Raw genomic sequence first — 17,345 nt, forward strand, 5'->3', positions numbered from 1 at the left:
TCCGCGGGACTACCCACCGGTCACCCCTCCGGCAAGGAGCACCGCATCCTCGGGCGCGAAGTGGACAGTGACCGTGTCCCCGATGGCGGGCGGCGTCCGCAACTCACGGACGTCCGCCTTGACCCGCTCCCCCGCGACATCGACGTACAACCGGTGGGTGGCGCCCCGCCACTGGACCTCGGTGACCCGCCCGGTGAGGGCGTTCGGCCCCTCCCCGAGCCCCACCAGATGCGGCCGCACGCACAGCGTGGCCGTCACCCCGGCGGCCACGCCCCCCGTGTCGACCTTGAGCCCGGTCCCGCCGAGGGTGACCCCCGCCGCTCCCACCGTCACCGCGAGGAGGTTCGCGTTGCCCACGAAGGACGCGGTGAACTCCGTGCGAGGCGCCCGGTAGAGCTCCTGCGGCGTCCCGCAGTCCTGCAGCCGGGCCCGGTCCATGACGGCGATCCGGTCGGCCAGGGTGAGCGCCTCGACCTGGTCGTGGGTGACGTACAGGATGGAGACGTCCGGCAACTCCCGGTGCAGCCGGGCGAGTTCCGCCAGCATGCCGGACCGCAGCTGCGCGTCCAGCGCGGACAGCGGCTCGTCGAGCAGCAGCACCCCCGGCCGGATGGCGAGCGCCCGCGCGATGGCGACCCGCTGCTGCTGCCCGCCGGACAGCTCGCGCGGATACCGCTTGGCGTACGCGGCCATCCCCGTCATCTCCAGGGCCTCGGCGACCCGCCCGGGGATCTCGCCCTTGGCCGCCTTCTGCGCCTTCATGCCGAAGGCGACGTTGTCCTCGACGCGCAGGTGCGGGAAGAGCGCGTACTGCTGCACGACCATGCCGATGCCCCGCTGGTGCGGCGGCAGGCCCGTGACGTCGCGCTCCCCGATGAACACCCGCCCGGACACGGGCCGCACGAACCCCGCGACGGCCCGCAGCGCGGTGGTCTTGCCGGACCCGGAGGGCCCGAGCAGCGCCATGACCTCGCCGGGCTCGACGGTCAGGTCGAGGGAGTCGAGGACGGTGTTCCCGTCGTACGCGACACTGACCCGGTCGAAGCGGATACCGCTGCCCATCAGCCGTCTCCCCGGAGCACGGCGGGCAGTTCGGCGACGGAACCGAGCACGTGGGTGGCGCCCGCCTCGCGCAGCGCCGGGCCGCCGTGGGCGCCGGTCAGCACGCCCGCGACGACGGAGGCGCCGGAGCGTACGCCGCTGAGCATGTCGTAGACCGTGTCGCCCGCGACCGCGACGTCCCGCACGCCGTCCACGGCGCCGGTCCGCAGGAAGGCGCTGAGCACCATGTCCGGGTAGGGGCGCCCGCGGCCGCCCGCGTCGGCGGGGCACAGGGTGAGGCCGACCAGGTTCCGCCAGCCCAGCGCGTCGAGGATGGCGTTCTGGGTGACGCGGGCGAATCCGGTGGTCAGGACGACGGTCCTGCCGTCGTCCGCCAGCTCCTCGATGGCCTCCCGCGCGCCGGGGACCGGGGCGATGCGGCCGCCGTCCACCAGCCTCCCGTACGCCGTCTCGAAGGCGGTGTTGGCCTGCTGCGCGAGCTTCTCCTCGCCGAACAGGTGCCGGAAGACGGAGATCTTCGACTCGCCCATGGTGGCGCGGACGTACTCCAGTTTCGCGGCGTGGTCCGCCGAGTCGGGCTCGACGCCGAGTTCGCGCGCGGCGGCGGCGAAGGCCTGCTCGACGAGGCCTCCGTCGGCGACGGTGGTGCCCGCCATGTCCAGTACGACGAGGCCCGTACGGTGCGTGCTCAATTCGTTCACCATCCCAGTTGGTCCGCGGTCTGCTCGGCGATGGCGGGCGAGCAGGTCATGCCGCGCCCGCCGGGCCCGGTGACCAGCCACACGCCGTCCCGCACCTGCTGGCGGTGCACGACACGGCTCGTGTCGACGCACTGCGCGTACACCCCGGCCCAGCGCCGCCTGATCTTCGGCAGCGGGCGGCCGAGGAAGCCCTCGACGACCTCGGTGAGGTGGTCGTAGGGGTCCTCGACGGTGTCGAAGGCGAAGGGGTGCTCGTACTCGTGGGTGTCGCCGATGGTCAGGCCGCCGTCCTTGCGCTGCACCATGAGCAGCTGCATCTTGTGCGCGGCGGCGGTCGGGGTCTGCGCCTGCCCGGCGTTGAGCGCGTCGAGGGCGTCCGACTTGTACGCCGGGTAGTAGCGGAAGCTGTCCGCGTCGGCGACGGAGGTGGTGAGCGGTTCACCGAGGGGCTCGGTCTGCATCATCTGCAGCCGCACGCGGCGCACGGGCAGGTCGGGTCCTGCCAGCTCGCGGACGAGCCCGCCGAGCCAGGCGCCGGTGGCGAGGACGACGACGTCACCCGTGTGCACGTCGCCGTGGTCGTCGCGCACGGCGCTCCCGCCGACGACCTCACGGACCTCGCGGCCCGGCAGGAAGGTGTAGCGGGGCGACTTCAACAGGGCTTCGCGCAGCCGCAGCTGGGCGGTGCGCGGCTCCACGGCCGCGTCCCGCTCGCACCACAGGGCGGCGCTGAACTCGCCGCGCAGGGCCGGGTTGAGGTCGCGCGCCTCCTCGGCGGTGAGCAGCTTGTAGCCGCGGGCGGCCGCGTCCGGGCGGGCGAGCGCCGCCTCGGCGACGGCGCGCTCGCGCTCGTTGCGGACGAGGGTGAGGGAGCCGTTGGCCCGGAAGCCGAGGCCCGGGACGCGTTCGCCGATGCCCTCCCACAGCTCGCGGGCGCGCAGGGCGGTGTCGAGCTCTTCGCCGCCCGCCCGGCCGCTCACCCATATCTGTCCGAAGTTGCGGAGCGACGCCCCGCGGGCCTCGCTCTCGCGCTCGATCTGTACGACCTCGTGGCCGCGCTCCACTGCGTGCCAGGCGTGCATGGTTCCCACCACGCCGGCTCCTACGACGATGACTCTCACGGCGGCAACGCTGCTGGGGGCCGGTGACTCGCGCGGGGCGGGTGGGCAACGGGACGGTGAACGGGCACCCAAGGTTGGACTAGACCCGTTATGTTTCTGTTACTTGAGCGGCGCTCTCCGCTTCGGGGAAACGGTTCAGCTCGAACCGAGATGGGTGGTGAAGGAGAACCGGTCCCCGCGGTAGAGGGTGCGTACGCGCTCCAGCGGCCGACCGTCCGTGTCCCGCGACAACCGGTGGATCAGCAGCATGGGCAGCGCGGGCGGCGTCCCGATGAGGAGCGCCTCGCGCGGAGTGGCGAGGACCGTCTCGATCCGCTCGTCGGCGTCCCCGAAGGAGATGTCGAGGCTGTCGCGCAGGTACGCGTAGAAGGAGGAGTCGGGCTCGAAGTCGGCGTCGAGCCGCGGCACGCGGGCCACGGAGACGTAGGTGCTCTCCAGGCCGACCCGCTCGTCGTCGGCGAGCAGCACGCGCTCCATGTGCCAGACGGGCTCGCCCGGTTCGGCACCGATCTCGGCGGCGAGCGGGGCGGGGCAGGGGAAGCGGTCGAGGGAGATGAGATGACGGCCGGGCGTACGTCCCTGGCGCCGCACGCCTTCCGTGTAGCTCGCGAGCGACAGCGGCTGCTCCAGCTTGGGACCTGCGACGACGGTGCCGCGCCCCTGCCTGCGCAGCCGCCCCTCCAGGAGCAGTTCGCGCAACGCCTGCCGCACGGTCTCCCGCGCCACTTCGTACCGCTCGGCGAGGTCCCGCTCGGTGGGCAGCGCCTGCCCGTCCCCCAACTCCTCGATGAGCGCCGCGATCCTGGCCTTCACGGCGTAGTACTTCGGGATGCGCCCGTGCTCGGGAATGCCGGACCGGATGGGCGCGCCCGGCGCCTGCTCCAGGAGGTGGGCGGGAAGCTGGGGGGAGGCGTGCGGGGAGGCGGGTACGGGGTTCGGGTTGTCCACCTGGGGATGTTCGCAGACGTACGTGAACGGGTGGGTGAACGCGGGGTGGCGGGGGGAGTTGAGGGGGGGCGGCGGGGGGATCGTTCAGCGCTTCCCCGCCGCGCGCAGGCGATGCGCCCCCACGGCGAGGGCGCCCGCGCCCAGGAGGACGGCGCCCACGGCGAGTCCCACGCCGAGCGGGGTGCCGGGCCCGGTCTCGGCGAGCTCTTCGAGGCGCCCGGCGGACGGGCTGCCCGAGGGGACGACCGCGCCTTCGGGTGCGATGTCGAAGGGGTAGTTGTTGGATTCGCCGACCCAGTCGCCGTCGTCGTCCCTGCGCTGGACGAGCGCGGCGGATGCCACTACGTGGTTGGTCGCGGTGCCGTCGGCGAAGGCGAGGCGGACCTTGACGGTGACGGTGCGGCCGGGGCCGACGGTGAACCCAGGGAAGCCGCCGCCGAAGACGCCGATGTTCTCGCCCCGCGCGGTCTTCTGAAAGGCCACGGTCCGCTCGCGCTTCCCGTCGTCGAACTCCAGGCGGACCTGCCGAGCCTTCAACGTCCGCTCCTGGTCGACGAGGACGAGGATCGGGTGGATGTTGCCGCAGGTCTCGTCGGTCGCGTTGGTGAGGTCGAGCGTCCACTCCTGGCGCTCGCCGCCGGGCTCGTAGGCGGCGGGCCCCCGGTGGATGCGGGTGTCGAGGGGGAAGTCGGCACGGTCGCCGGAGGCGCAGGTGGGGTGGTCGGCGGCGCGTCGCGCGACGGCGCCCCTTCGGGCAGCGCCGCAGGGGGCCTCCACAGCCCCCACCCCACCCCTCGGCTCCACCCCCGCGCAGACCCGGCCGCCGTCCCGCACCCCGCCCCCGGCGGCCCCCGCGGACACCCCGCCAACGGCGACGGGTGCGAGGGCGGCGACTGCGGTGGTGATGCCGAGGGCGAGAGGCCTGCGGAAGCGCATGAAGAACCGAACCTTTGCTGAGCGGGCAACGGCGAACGGGAGCCGCGTGCGAGGAGCGGGGCCCGGGAGCCGGACGGGCAGGGGGACGGGCAAGGGGGGGCAGGGGAGACAGAGGGACGGACAGGGCGACGGGCAGGGGACGGGGGCCCGGGGCGGAACCGGGGGAACGGTCCTCGCGCCATGGGCCGAGACCCTGCCACCTCCACCCCGCCCCGCCGTCCCGCCACCGCCCGATAGGACCGATCGGCCCGCCGGAGTCCCCTCAATCAGGCGAGATTCCCCGCCCCGCGCATTGCGCTCCGCTCAGCCCAGGCGGGCGGGAAAGGCCACGTCCGCGCGGCCGAAGACGGGCGCGAGGACGAGCTGGGCCGCACCCTCCGCGACGGCGCGCTCCCCGCCGGGGGCGAGGCTCACCGGCACAGGAACCGGCACCGCCCCTCCCCCGCCCCCGCGCCGCACCCGCGCGGCGACGACCGCGCCTACCTCTCGTACGAAAAGGTCCTGCTCGGCGAAGACGGTCCGGCCGCCGAGCAGGACACGGTCGATGTCGAGGAGGCCGACGAGGTTGCCCGCGGCCGTGCCGAGCACCCGCGCCGCCTCCTCGAACTCGCCCCGGGCGACGGCCGCGAGGCAGAGCGCCTCGACGCACCCACGGTCCCCGCACTCGCACCGCGGACCGTCCAACTGCAGCACCTGATGCCCGAATTCGCCCGCACCCGTACGGGCACCGCGATGGAGGGCGCCCCCGAGCACGAGCCCGGCACCGAGCCCCGTGCCCAGATGAAGGTAGGCGAAGGAGTCGGCCGCGCCCGCAAGGGCGAGGCCAAGCGCCGCGGCGTTGGTGTCCTTGTCCACCGCGACGGGCAGCCCGAGCCGTTCCGCGAGCACGTCGCGCAGCGCGAACCCGTCCCACTCCGGAAACCCGGTGACCCGGTGCAGCACGCCCTCGGCGTGATCGAGCGGCCCGGGCAACGCGACCCCGACCCCGGAAACCGGCCAAGCACCCCCATCACCGCCCTCCCCACCCTCCCCACCCTCCAGAAGCTCCCGCACCTCCCCAGCCGCCGCCTCGACCACCGCCTGCACGCCCGCGCCGAAGGCGAGCGGGGCGCGGCGTTCGGCGACGACCGTGCCGGTCAGGTCGACGAGGACGGCCGTCAGCTCGTCCCGGTCCAGGTGGAGGCCGACCGCGTGGCCCGCCGCGGGGACGAGGCGGAGCACGGTGCGGGGCTTGCCGCCCGTCGAGGCACGGCGCCCCGCCTCCGCGGCAAGCCCCTCCGCCCGCAGCCTCGCCGTGATCTTGCTGACCGCCTGCGGAGTGAGCCCCGTGCGCTCGGCGAGTTCCAGACGGCTGATGCCAGACTCGCCCGCCGCGCGCAGCAGATCGAGCACGAGCGCGGCGTTGTGCCCGCGCAGCACTGGCAGGTTCACTCCGGGGTTTGCCCTGTTCACGTACGACTTCACGCCCCCATTGTCCCGCCCGCTTGCACTTTGGCAACACCGTTGCTTAAGTGGAGAGCATGACTGGTACAGGCTCCACGCGCCCCTCCGCAGGCTTCCCCCTCCGCGTCGGCCTCGTCGGGTACGGCCTCGCGGGCTCCGTCTTCCACGCCCCGCTGATCGCCGCCACCGAGGGCCTCGTCCTCGACACGGTCGTGACGTCGAACCCCGAGCGGCAGGCTCAGGCCCGCGCCGAGTTCGGCGACGACCTGCGCTGCGCCGACTCGGCCGACGAGCTGTGGGACCGCGCGGACGAGCTGGACCTGGTCGTCATCGCCTCCCCGAACAAGACGCACGTGTCGCTGGCGACCGCCGCGCTCAAGGCGGGCCTGCCAGTCGTCGTGGATAAGCCCATCGCGGGCACCGCCAGCGAGGCGCGCGAGCTCGCGGCGCTCGCGGACGAGCGCGGGCTGCTCCTGTCCGTCTTCCAGAACCGCCGCTGGGACAACGACTTCCGTACGCTGCGCAAGCTGCTCGCCGACGGTGAGCTCGGCGACGTATGGCGCTTCGAGTCCCGCTTCGAACGGTGGCGGCCGCAGCCGAAGGGCGGCTGGCGCGAGTCCGGCAACCCGGAGGAGATCGGCGGCCTCCTCTACGACCTGGGCAGCCACGTCGTCGACCAGGCCCTGGTGCTCTTCGGCCCCGTCGTGAGCGTGTACGCCGAGTCGGACGTCCGCCGCCCGGGCGCGGAGGCCGACGACGACACGTTCCTCGCCCTCACCCACGCGAACGGCGTCCGCTCGCACCTCTACGTGAGCGCCACGACGGCCCAGCTCGGCCCGCGCTTCCGCGTGCTCGGCTCCCAGGCGGGGTACGTGAAGTACGGCCTCGACCCGCAGGAGGCGGCCCTGCGCGACGGCAAGCGCCCCGCGTCCGACGGCCCCTGGGGCGTGGAACCGGAGTCGCTGTGGGGCCGGGTCGGCTCCGGCGAGTCCCCCCTGACCGGCGGCGGCCGCCCTCTGCCGACCCTGCCGGGCGACTACCCCGCGTACTACGCGTCGGTGGCCGCCGCCCTGCGCGGCACCGGCGAGAATCCCGTCACCGCGCACGAGGCGGCCGCGGCCCTGGACGTCCTGGAAGCGGCGCGCCGCTCGGCCCGCGACGGCGTGACGGTGACCCTGTGACCACCACCCCCTCCACCGCGTACACGCCCCCCGGCGCCCCGGCCATCGACGAACTGGAGGCCCAGGAAAGCCGCTTGGTCCTCCCCCACTTCACGCACGACGACGCGTGGACACTGGGCACCCTCCTGGTGGAACTGGCCCGCGAACGCAGCGCCCCCGTGGCGATCGACATCCACCGCGGCGGCCAACAGCTCTTCCACGCGGCCCTGCCCGGCTCGACCCCGGACAACGACGCCTGGATCAACCGCAAACGCCGCGTGGTGGAGCGCTACGGCTGCTCGTCCCTCCTGGTCGGCTCCCGCTTCCGCGCCAAGGGCACGACGTTCGAGGACTCCTCCCGCCTCGACCCCGACGTGTACGCGGCCCACGGGGGCGCGTTCCCGATCGCGGTCGAGGGCGCGGGGGTGATCGGCGCGGTGGTGGTGTCGGGGCTGCCGCAGGTGAAGGACCACGCGTTGGTCGTCGAGGCGCTGGAACGCTTCATCACCGGCTGAGCGGCACGGCGGCGCCCCTGTGGAACCAGAGCTGGAACCAGGACTGGAACCAAGACCGGAGCCAAGACCGGAGCCAAGACCGGAACCAGGGGCGCCTGGCGCAATTCACAAGGAGGGACGGAACCTCACGGCGTCACGGCGCTACGCGTCCTTCAACTCCTGCCGCTGCCGCCCCAGCCCCCCGATCTCCAGCTCCACCACATCGCCCGCCCGCAGATACGGCTTCGGCTCCGGCTGGCCCATCGCCACGCCCGCCGGTGTGCCCGTGTTGATCACGTCGCCCGGGTAGAGCGTCATGAACTGGCTTACGTAGCGCACCACTTCCGCGACCGGGAAGATCTGTTCGGCGGTCGTGCCGTCCTGCTTCAGTTCGCCGTTGACCCAGAGCTTCAGGGAGAGGGCCTGCGGGTCGGCGATCTCGTCCGCGGTGACCAGCCAGGGGCCCAGCGGGTTGAACGTCTCGCAGTTCTTGCCCTTGTCCCAGGTGCCGCCCCGCTCGATCTGGAACTCCCGCTCGGACACGTCGTGCGCCACCGCGTACCCCGCGACGTGCGCCAGCGCCTCCTCGTGCGATTCCAGGTAGCGCGCCGTACGTCCGATGACCACGGCGAGCTCGACCTCCCAGTCCGTCTTGACCGAGCCGCGCGGCACCAGGACGGTGTCGTCGGGGCCGACCACCGTGTCCGCCGCCTTGAAGAAGACGACCGGCTCGGCGGGCGGCTCCGCCCCCGTCTCGCGGGCGTGGTCGTGGTAGTTGAGGCCGATGCAGACGACCTTGCCGATGCGCCCGACCGGCGGGCCGACGCGCAGCCCGTCCGCGTCGAGAACGGGCAGGTCACCGGCGTCGGCAGCGGCCCGTATCCGGCCCAGTGCGTCCGCGTCGGCGAGCACCGCGCCGTCGATGTCGGCGACCACCCCCGACAGGTCCCGAAGAGTTCCCTCGGCGTCGAGGAGCGCCGGACGCTCCGCACCGGACGTACCGACTCGCAGCAGCTTCATGGTCAGACTCCATTCCTTCGGTAGCCCGGCCGATGGGTTGCGGCCATCGGAGGTTTGGTCGATCGTCCAAGGTCCGAGTGCGGTATGCAATACCCGGTTCACGTACTGGACCGTTACCCGGCGGTAGCCAGGACCCCCGCCCCGCCCGGCATGTCCCGGTACAGCACCGCCCGCTCGACCGCGCTCCACGTCGTACTGGTCACCACGTACAGCGCTGCGGCCAGCGGCACCACCGCCACCGTGAACAGAGTCATGAACGACATCAGCGGCATCACCTTCGCGATCGCCCCCATGCCCGGCACCTGCTGCTCACCGCTCTGCTGCGCGGGCGGGTTGGCGGCCATCTGCGCCTTGGTGCGCCGGTAGTTGAACGTGGCGACGGCGGCGACGATCACGAAGAGACCCACGTAAACCAGGCCCTGTGCGCCGAAGACCCCGCCGTCCGCCAGCGCGTCCTTCCACCGGCCGCCGAGCGGCGCGGCGAAGAGGGTGTGGTCGAGGAGCGTGTTGGCGTCGCCGCCGATGCTGGAGCTGGAGAAGAGGTGGTAGAGGAGGAAGAACGCCGGGAGCTGGAAGAGGCTGGGCAGGCACCCGGAGAGCGGCGACACCTTCTCCTTGCGGTGCAGTTCGAGGACGGCCTTCTGCAGCTTCTCGGGGTTCTTGCCGTGCTTCTTGCGCAGCTCCGCGATCTGCGGGTTGAGCTTGGCGCGCGCCTTCTGTCCGCGGGCCGATGCGCGCGAGAGCGGGTGGACGAGGAGCCGTACGCAGGCGGTGAACAGCACGATCGCGGCGGCGGTCGCCGAGGCGTGGAAGAGCGGGTCGAGCAGGTCGGCGATGCGCCCGACCAGCTCGGCGAACAGGGACATGAAAGCGGACATGGAGAAGGCCTCCGGGGTCTCGTCGTGCCGTGGGAGAAGGAGCGACGGACAGCGAGGGCTGCCGTCGCGTCGGCGTGACGACCCGCGAGGGGGACTCAGAAAGAGCGCCTCAGGAAAGATCCCGGGAAGGGAGCCTCAGGGCAAGGTGCCTCAGGGCAAAGTGCCTCAGGACAAGGAGCCTCAGGATGCTGGGCGTGATCCCCTACGCGGCCGTCAGGACGAGACGGCCGGGTGCTCGGGGGCGCCTGCGGCCCCTGGCGTCGGGGTCGCGTTGAGGCAGGAAGGCGGTACGCATCTCGCGGTCGCGGATGGCCGTGCGCACTCTGGTGCGGGGCACGGCGGGCGCGCAGCGCGCGGCGATCACGGAGCAGGCGGCGAGCGCGGAGCCCGCGGCGGCGGTCGCGGCGAGCGCGACGGCGGAGGCGAGGCCTCCGGTGTCGACGAGGACGACTTCGACGAGGAGGAACAGGAGGAGCAAGGCGGGGCGCGCGGCCGTCTTCCAGTTCTTCCAGCCACGGATCACGTCGTGCATCACCGTCCCCCTCCTCTCTTCACGCTCGCGCTCGAACACTCTTCGTCGTACTGCCGTTATACAGGATCCACTTCGACCGGCTGAAGCAGCCTGCGGGGCCGGGCCAGCGCGCGACTGACCGGATCCGCCGGGTCCGGATCGAGCCCGGGGCCCGGCAGCATCTCGACGTCCCCGACGGGGACGAGGCCGCCACAGGCCGGGCAGTCGCCCCCGGCGCCCAGCTCGGTGCCGCACGCCGCGTGCCGGAAGTAGCGCGGCGGCTTGGTGCCTGCGATGTGGTCGCGCCCCCACACCCCGAGCGCGCGGAGCACCGGCCACAGGGCCTCGCCGCGCTCCGTCACCACGTACTCGTGCCGCCTCGGCGCCTCGGGGCACGGCCGTTTGTCGAGGACGCCCGCGGCGACGAGCGTCTGCAGGCGGGCGGCGAGGACGGCGCGCGGGATGCCGAGGTGGACGAGGAAGTCGTTGTACCGCCGCACTCCATAGAGGGCGTCGCGGACGATGAGCAGCGTCCAGCGCTCGCCGACCACCTCCAGGGCGCGGGCCATCGCGCACTCCTGCGCGGCGTAGTCCTTGCCGAGAGCCATGACCCCACTCTAACCACTTTTCCCGTACGAGGTTCAGTGAATGAACTCCGAATGCTACGGTCGTCACACTCGCCGAGTTCAATGACTGAACCTCGAAGGGCTCCACCATGTCCACCCGCCTCGCCCGCACCTCCACCGCCCCGGCACCGGCCACTCCGGCACCGGACGCCCCCGCACCCCCGTCCGGCGCCCCGCACGCCCGCGCCACCCTCGCCGTCACCAGCGCCGCCACGGCCGTGACCCTGATGACGTACACGGCGCCGATGATCACGCTCCCCGACACGGCCGCCGCCCTGCACACCCCGCTCTCCGCCCAGGCCTGGCTGCTCAACGGCACACCGCTCGGTCTCGCCGCGGTGCTCCTGGTCGCGGGGAGCCTCGCCGACGACTACGGACGGCGGCGGATCTTCCTCTCCGGCACGGTCGCGCTCGGCATCACCGCCGCGCTCTCCGCGCTCGCCGGGTCGACCTGGCTGTTCACACTGGCCCGCCTGGCCCAGGGCGCGGCGAGCGCGGCCATCCTCGCGAGCAGCCTCGGCCTGCTCGTGCACGCGTTCCCCGCGGGCGCCGGGCGGATCAGGGCGACCGGCATCTGGGGCGCCTTCGTGAGCGGCGGCATCGCGGCGGGCCCGCCGGTCGCGGGGGCCCTGGCGGGAGCGGGCCCGGACGGCTGGCGCTGGGCGTACGCCGCCCTCGGCGCCGCCGCCCTCGCGGTCGCCGCCCTCGCCCCCCGCGCGCTGACCGAGTCCCGCGCCGCGCGCCGCGGCCGCCCGGACCTGGCGGGCGCAGCCACCCTCGGCCTGGCCCTGACGGCACTGGTGGCCGCGCTCACCCTGGGGCGGGACGGCTGGCTGCGCGCGCCCGTGGCGGCGCTCCTGGCCGCGGCCGCCGTGCTGCTCGCCGCGTTCGTGGCGGTGGAACACCGCGTCCGGACCCCGATGCTCGACCTCGCCCTGCTGCGCCGCCCGCTGTTCCTGGCCTCGACGACGGGCGCCCTGTTCACGGGGTTCTCCGTGATCGGCCTGTTCAGCTACCTGCCGACGCTGCTCCAGCACACGCTGGGCCTCTCCGTCATGAGCACGGCCTGGCTGCTCGTGATCTGGTCGGGCACGTCCTTCGTGGCGGCGCTGCAGGCCAGGCGGCTCGCGGGCCGGGTCTCGGCCCGCCACCAACTGGCCGTCGGTTTCGCCCTGCACGCCGTCGCCGCCGTGACGATGCTGGGCGCGGCCTCCTCGGGCTCCTGGACCCGGCTGCTGCCCGGCCTCCTCGTCTCCGGCGCGGGCAGCGGCCTCCTGAACGCGGCGCTCCCGCTGCTCTCGGTCGAGTCCGTGCCTGCCGAACGCGCCGCGATGGGCTCGGGCGCCAACAACACGGCGCGCTACGTCGGTTCGGCCGCGGGCGTCGCCCTGATGATCGCGGTGTCGACCTCGACGGACGACCTCGCGCACGGCGCGAACCTCGCGATGACGGTCTCGGCCTGCCTCGCCGTGCTCGCGGCGGTCACCGTGCTCATGCTGCGGGAGCGGAACCACTCCCCCCGGCAGGCCTGACGCCCCGGGCGGGCCCGGCCTCCGCCTCGTCGAGCTCGTCGAGTTCGTCAAGGGGATCGCGCGCGAGGACCTCGTCGTCCGGCCGCCCGTCGGCGCGGTCGGCGGGACCCGCGTACGACACCACGAGCGCGACCGCCAGATTCGCGGCGAGCGCGACGATCCCCGCGTTCACCCCGAAGACGGGATCGTGGTCGCTGAAGACGAGGGCGCACACGATCCCCACCCCCACGACGAGCCCGCTCAACGCCCCGGCCAGCGTCAGCTTCCGCCACACCAGGCCGAGCAGCAGGATCGGTACGAGCTGGGCCATCCCCTCGTACGAGATGAGCGAGAGTCGTACGAGGGTGTTGGGCGCCCCGTACGTCATCGCGAGCGCGAGGGCTCCCGCCACGACGACCACCGCCTGCGAGGCGAGCTTCTGCCGCTGCGGGGTGCGCCACCGGGGCAGCAGCGACAGCACACTGCTGCCCCACATCGTCCCGATGACCAGCATGAACACGGCCATCGGCACGATGGAGGAGAGCGCGGCCGCGACACCGATGACGCCGACGGCCCACGCGGGCAGCGAGTCGACCACGAGCCTGAACAGCGCGAGGTTGGACTCGGCGCCGACGAGTCCCGGCACGACGAAGAGCGCGGCCATGCCGAGCAGCATGGGCACGAAGAGCAGCACGTTGTAGGCGGGCAGCCAGATGGCGTTGCGCCGCAGCCCGTCCGCGCTGCGCGCGCCCAGGTACCCGGCGACGGTGGTCGGGAAGATGACGACGGTCAACGCGTTGAGCAGCGACGTCGTGGCGAACCACGCCTCTCCGTAGGGGCTGCCTCCGCTGCCGGGGAGGGTAAGCCAGGCGCTCTTCTCGTGCACGATCCGGTCGAGGAACGGACCGTATCCGTCGAAGTAGTGCTGGGGTACGTAGAGGGCGAGGAAGGCGAGCGTCCCGACGACCAGCACGTCCTTGAGCACGGACACCCAGGCGCTCCCGCGCAGCCCGCTCACCACGACGAACCCGGTGGTGACCGCGAACCCGATGAAGTAGCCCCAGTTGAGGCTGATGGCGCCGTACGAGATGGTCGACACGACGACGCCCATGCCGGTGATCTGCAACTGGATGTAGGGCAGCAAGAAGACGGTGACGAGCAGCGCGACGCCGGCGCCGAGCCAGGGCCGCCCGTACCGGTGGGCGACCATGTCGGAGATGCTGACGAGCCCGTGCCGCCGGGCGTAGGCCCAGAGCATCGGTCCGACGACGTACCCCACGGCGTATCCGCAGGACATGTACGCGACGACGTACAGCACGGGAGCCCCGTAGTTGTACCCCCAGCCCGCGGCCCCCAGATAGCTGAAGCTGGTGTAGCCCTCCCCCGCCATCAGCACCCAGATGAAGACGGCCCCGAGACTGCGCCCGCCCACGGACCACTCGGCGATCCCGCCCTGCTTTCCGCGCCCGCGGACGGCGGCGAGGCCGAGGGCGACGGTGCCCGCCATGAAGACGGCGAAGACGGTGGTGGCGATGCCTCCGTCACTCATGCCGCACGCTCCGGCTTCTTGTGGCCGTCGCGCCTCGTGCGGCCGCCGCGGCTCTTGCGGTCACCTCTGTGGGCCAGCCACACGCAGACCGGCGTGAGCACCGTCGCGCACAGCAGCCAGAAGAACAGAAAGGGCAGCCCAAGAACCACGGGCCGCACGCGATTGGCGAACGGCAGCACCCCGAGATAGAGCACGAAGGGGCCGAGCAGCCAGAGGAGATGGGGACGTCGAGCGATCACGAGGCGACCTTAGCGGCTGCCTCCGTACTACCTGGGTCGCATGGACCGGAGCTTCCCCCACACGACGAGCCGGTACTTCGAGGTGTACTCGGGGGTGCAGGTGGTGAGCGTGATGTAGTACCCGGCCCGGCTGTACCCGTACCCCTTGCGCACGTCGCTGCGCGGCACGCTCCTGATGACGCCGCCGTCGTGGGCGGAGGTCCGCGCCAACGCCTTGTCGACGACGTACGTGTACACGGCGCCCTTGGTCTCCACGCTCACCTCGTCCCCGTCCCGCAGCCGGTTGATGTACCGGAACGGCTCGCCGTGGGTGTTGCGATGCCCGGCGAGCGCGAAGTTGCCGCCCTGGCCGGGCTGAGCGGTACGCGGATAGTGCCCGACGTACCCCTTGTTGAGCACGCCTCCCTTGCTCACGCCCTCGGCGACGGGAACGCGGATCCCGATCCGTGGAATGCGGAGGACGGCGTAGGCCTGGTCCCAGCGGGGTGCGGGGGCGTGGCGGACGGGTTGAGGCGCCCCGGCGACGGAGGAGCCACGCGCGCGCTCACGCCCGGCCCCCGAGGAGGCACCCCTACCTCCTCCCCCGTCCTCCTCCTGCGCCGCCCCCTCTCCCTCTCCCTCCCCCTCTCCCCCGGAACCGGACCGTCCCCACTCCTCCTCAAGGGCCTCGACCTTCTTCTCGGCGGCGGCGCGGGCCTGCCGATTGGTCCACCACAGCTGATGGGCGACGAGCAGCAGCAGTACGAGCCCGAGGGTGACGGCGACTTCGGCCCCGTTCCAGAGCAGGCGCACGCCGAGGGGGCGGGGCGGGCGGCGCCCTTGCTGCACGACAACCGGTACACGACCCGTTACGCGAACCCGCACAACGCCTCCTCCGCGCGATGGCCGCTCTCCGGCGCCATTCCTCCGGGCGCCCGGAGGATAGGCGCCCCACCCGCAACAATCCATGCCCGAAGCGGGGCGGGGCGGGGCAGGGGTGGGGCGAAGGCGGGCCGGGGGACCCACACCGACCCCCTCCTACAGGAGGCCCCCTCCGCAGTACCGTGTCCCGTATGCGCCCCGAGAAGCCTGCTGCTGCCGCCGACCACGTCGACGTCGACCACATCGCCGAAGCCGAGCGCCTGGAACGCACGGCCGACCTGTACCCGGAGGACGCCGAACAGCTCCTCCTCCAGGCCGCGGCCCACCTGGAACTGGCCGGCGCCCGCGACCGCGCGACGACGCTCTACGACAACCTCCTGTCGCCGTCGGCCCCCCACCCCCCGTCCGCCCCTCTCCTGATCCGCGCCCTGAAGGCGTCGAACCTCTGGGAGTACGGCCACGAGGCGGAGGCCCGCGCGATCATCGACGGAGTGCGCACGGCGGCCCCGCGGGACCCGGCACCGTGGGTGATCGTGGCGGAGTCACTGGAGTCGCACGACGAGCTGGAGCAGGCGCACGCCACCTTCACGGAGGCGGCAACCCTGCTGCTCCCCACCACGACGACCGAGCCTCCCTACTCCGCGCACCCCCTCCTCTTCGGCCGCCATCGCGTACGCCGCCTCCTGGGCGCGGAGCACGACGACTGGGACGCGATGGCGGACCGCGTCTCCACGGCCCCGGTCTCCCTGGACGAACTCCACGACCCGAAGCGGGTCTGGTCCCTGGGCTCGGAGAACCCCGCGGAGCTGCGCGCGGAAATCACCCGCATCCAGGCGGAGTTGGGCTCCTACCGCGAGGCCCTGTCCCGCCCCTTCCCGGTGGCGGTCCTGCACTGGCCGTCGACGGAACTCACCGAACTCCTGACGGCGTACCCGGCCCTGACCTCGGAGTACCCGTCCCACGAGGCGCACCTGTCGACCATAGAGTCGTCCTTGAGGGAACTCTCGGCCTCGGGCACCCCGAACCTGGGCATCGTCACGGGAACGGTCCCGTCCTACGAGGCCTTCGCCGCCTCGGAGGCCTCTTCCCCGGAGGACCCGTCACTCCTGCCCCAGTACGCGACGACGCTGGCGGCGCGGGGACGGGCGGTCTCTTGGCCGCCGGAGGGGGATGGGGGTTGCTGGTGTGGGTCGGGGCAGACCTACTCGTCGTGTCACGGGGCCACGGCGGATCCGGCCTAACGGAGCGCGCGCGCCGGGGACTTAGCCCAGGCCCTAGAACATTTCACGAATGAACTGGCCATCTTCCCGGTAGGCCAGCGAGATCCCCACTACGGCAAGGAGATCCCTGAGGTCGCTGCTAGGGGCCTCAGGGAGCAAGACAGCAAGTTTCGCGTCGCTCTCATCTATGTGTCGGCGATAGTCAAACAGTTGCCCAATTGCTTCCCTTATAGCCTTGCGTGTCGACGACCCTTTTGCCTCGTACAGGACGTTTTCAGTACTGTCGTAGAGATCCGTCCAGAAAGCCGCGGAGTACCCCTTAATCCGTATCCGGTGCCGAAAAACACCGTGGTTCTGAGCGATGAGGAACGACTCGTACGCCGTACGCAGGTCAGATTCCCGACGCACAGCCACTCCGGCCGGGGAGGCTGCACGCTCACCCTCCGCACTCCCATGCTTCTCCGTCGCCGCGAGGGAACTCTCCGTCTGTGAGGCGCCGAAGCGGTGCACCTCCGTCTTGGGGGAAGGGCCTATTCGGTCCGCCTTCCGCTGCTCGTGCTCTCCGAGCGGGCGCAGCCGGAAGACAACTACTTCCCTCATTTCACCCTTCGCGTCCTTCGCCCTGCGAAAGGTGAAGGGCTCGACCTCGTCGAGGGCGAACTCTCCTACATACCTCTGCCAAACGGCGCCGCTGCCCGCCCTCTTCCCATCGGCAACAAAGAGGTGCAACCTCTTACCTTTGCCGACATGGTTGGCCACGGTGCCGTTGTTTCCGCCGAGAGTCTGGTTTCCCAGCCGCCCTTGACCCGTGTACTCGAAGATCGCTCCCCGCTCATCTTCTTCTGCCAGCCATCCATCCTGGTAGCCGTTCTCTGCCGCCTTACTGTCATCAGAGAACAGGCGGACGTGTTCATTGTCCAGAGAGGAGAGGATTCCTCCCTGAATGCCCCCGCCGTACCTCGCCTTGAGGTCAGCACGGCTCACAACATCGCCAGGATTGATCATCCATTCGGTCATGTTCGGACGATACAAGTCGCCACTGACAACGGATCGCCCCTCCCTCGT

At 72.1% G+C, this 17,345-nt stretch carries 18 protein-coding genes; 4 read left to right on the top strand and 14 right to left on the bottom strand.

All coding sequences use genetic code 11. The features are described 5' to 3' along the window. Positions 1–9: 9 nt before the first annotated feature. The 6 genes from AC068B_RS04845 to AC068B_RS04870 all read right to left on the bottom strand — a co-directional run bounded on the left by AC068B_RS04845 (position 10) and on the right by AC068B_RS04870 (position 6,232). Positions 10–1,062, bottom strand: a complete 1,053-nt coding sequence (locus AC068B_RS04845; RefSeq protein ID WP_478669000.1) for an ABC transporter ATP-binding protein — start codon at positions 1,060–1,062, stop codon at positions 10–12. Beyond that, a complete protein-coding gene (locus tag AC068B_RS04850; protein WP_478669002.1) occupies positions 1,062–1,754 on the bottom strand; it encodes an HAD family hydrolase in 693 nt (230 codons plus the stop codon). Before AC068B_RS04850 ends, AC068B_RS04845 begins: the two co-directional genes overlap by 1 nt. 5 nt (positions 1,755–1,759) lie before the next feature. Next, complete coding sequence (locus AC068B_RS04855) at positions 1,760–2,884, bottom strand: TIGR03364 family FAD-dependent oxidoreductase (protein ID WP_478669003.1); 1,125 nt, start codon at positions 2,882–2,884, stop codon at positions 1,760–1,762. Between the two features lie 135 nt (positions 2,885–3,019). Beyond that, positions 3,020–3,769, bottom strand: a complete 750-nt coding sequence (locus AC068B_RS04860) for a GntR family transcriptional regulator (protein ID WP_478669259.1) — start codon at positions 3,767–3,769, stop codon at positions 3,020–3,022. Positions 3,770–3,916: 147 nt separating this feature from the next. After that, positions 3,917–4,768: a hypothetical protein gene (locus AC068B_RS04865; protein WP_478669004.1), complete on the bottom strand. Its 852-nt coding sequence runs from the start codon at positions 4,766–4,768 to the stop codon at positions 3,917–3,919. Positions 4,769–5,071: 303 nt separating this feature from the next. Then, on the bottom strand, positions 5,072–6,232 hold the full coding sequence (locus AC068B_RS04870) for an ROK family transcriptional regulator (RefSeq protein ID WP_478669005.1): 1,161 nt from the start codon (positions 6,230–6,232) through the stop codon (positions 5,072–5,074). 56 nt (positions 6,233–6,288) lie between these two features. On the opposite strand from AC068B_RS04870, the gene AC068B_RS04875 reads away from it, so the two are divergent. Continuing rightward, entirely contained in the window at positions 6,289–7,392 is a 1,104-nt protein-coding gene (locus AC068B_RS04875; RefSeq protein WP_478669006.1) for a Gfo/Idh/MocA family protein, read from the top strand. Then, entirely contained in the window at positions 7,389–7,886 is a 498-nt protein-coding gene (locus AC068B_RS04880) for a heme-degrading domain-containing protein (protein ID WP_478669008.1), read from the top strand. Before AC068B_RS04875 ends, AC068B_RS04880 begins: the two co-directional genes overlap by 4 nt. Before the next feature lie 141 nt (positions 7,887–8,027). Here AC068B_RS04880 and AC068B_RS04885 read toward each other — a convergent pair whose 3' ends face one another. The 4 genes from AC068B_RS04885 to AC068B_RS04900 form a co-directional block, all read right to left on the bottom strand. Beyond that, a complete protein-coding gene (locus tag AC068B_RS04885; RefSeq protein ID WP_478669009.1) occupies positions 8,028–8,885 on the bottom strand; it encodes a fumarylacetoacetate hydrolase family protein in 858 nt (285 codons plus the stop codon). A 113-nt stretch (positions 8,886–8,998) separates the two neighbouring features. Then, the gene (locus tag AC068B_RS04890) at positions 8,999–9,763 is read right to left on the bottom strand and encodes a YidC/Oxa1 family membrane protein insertase (protein WP_478669011.1); all 765 of its coding nucleotides are present in this window, start codon (positions 9,761–9,763) and stop codon (positions 8,999–9,001) included. A gap of 202 nt (positions 9,764–9,965) precedes the next feature. After that, the gene (locus AC068B_RS04895; protein WP_478669261.1) at positions 9,966–10,295 is read right to left on the bottom strand and encodes a DUF6412 domain-containing protein; all 330 of its coding nucleotides are present in this window, start codon (positions 10,293–10,295) and stop codon (positions 9,966–9,968) included. 56 nt (positions 10,296–10,351) lie between these two features. Further along, positions 10,352–10,882 (bottom strand): winged helix-turn-helix transcriptional regulator, encoded by a 531-nt coding sequence (locus AC068B_RS04900; protein WP_478669012.1) that lies wholly within the window; start codon positions 10,880–10,882, stop codon positions 10,352–10,354. A 107-nt stretch (positions 10,883–10,989) separates the two neighbouring features. Here AC068B_RS04900 and AC068B_RS04905 point away from each other — a divergent pair, with 107 nt between their 5' ends. Continuing rightward, positions 10,990–12,432, top strand: coding sequence for an MFS transporter (locus AC068B_RS04905; RefSeq protein ID WP_478669013.1), 1,443 nt, complete (start codon positions 10,990–10,992; stop codon positions 12,430–12,432). Here AC068B_RS04905 and AC068B_RS04910 read toward each other — a convergent pair. The 3 genes from AC068B_RS04910 to AC068B_RS04920 are packed head-to-tail and all read right to left on the bottom strand — an operon-like array spanning position 12,392 to position 15,027. After that, complete coding sequence (locus AC068B_RS04910) at positions 12,392–13,960, bottom strand: sodium:solute symporter family protein (RefSeq protein ID WP_478669015.1); 1,569 nt, start codon at positions 13,958–13,960, stop codon at positions 12,392–12,394. The two genes, AC068B_RS04905 and AC068B_RS04910, sit on opposite strands and share 41 nt — an antisense overlap. Next, positions 13,957–14,199, bottom strand: a complete 243-nt coding sequence (locus AC068B_RS04915; RefSeq protein WP_478669016.1) for a DUF3311 domain-containing protein — start codon at positions 14,197–14,199, stop codon at positions 13,957–13,959. The genes AC068B_RS04910 and AC068B_RS04915 overlap by 4 nt, the downstream gene beginning before the upstream one ends. Before the next feature lie 27 nt (positions 14,200–14,226). Further along, positions 14,227–15,027, bottom strand: coding sequence for a class E sortase (locus tag AC068B_RS04920; RefSeq protein WP_478669017.1), 801 nt, complete (start codon positions 15,025–15,027; stop codon positions 14,227–14,229). 224 nt (positions 15,028–15,251) lie between these two features. Here AC068B_RS04920 and AC068B_RS04925 point away from each other — a divergent pair, with 224 nt between their 5' ends. Further along, complete coding sequence (locus AC068B_RS04925; RefSeq protein ID WP_478669019.1) at positions 15,252–16,301, top strand: SEC-C domain-containing protein; 1,050 nt, start codon at positions 15,252–15,254, stop codon at positions 16,299–16,301. 33 nt (positions 16,302–16,334) lie between these two features. Here AC068B_RS04925 and AC068B_RS04930 read toward each other — a convergent pair whose 3' ends face one another. After that, a complete protein-coding gene (locus AC068B_RS04930) occupies positions 16,335–17,297 on the bottom strand; it encodes an SRA domain-containing endonuclease (RefSeq protein WP_478669020.1) in 963 nt (320 codons plus the stop codon). Between the last annotated feature and the right edge of the window lie 48 nt (positions 17,298–17,345).

Source organism: Streptomyces sp. NPDC042371, assembly GCF_056437465.1.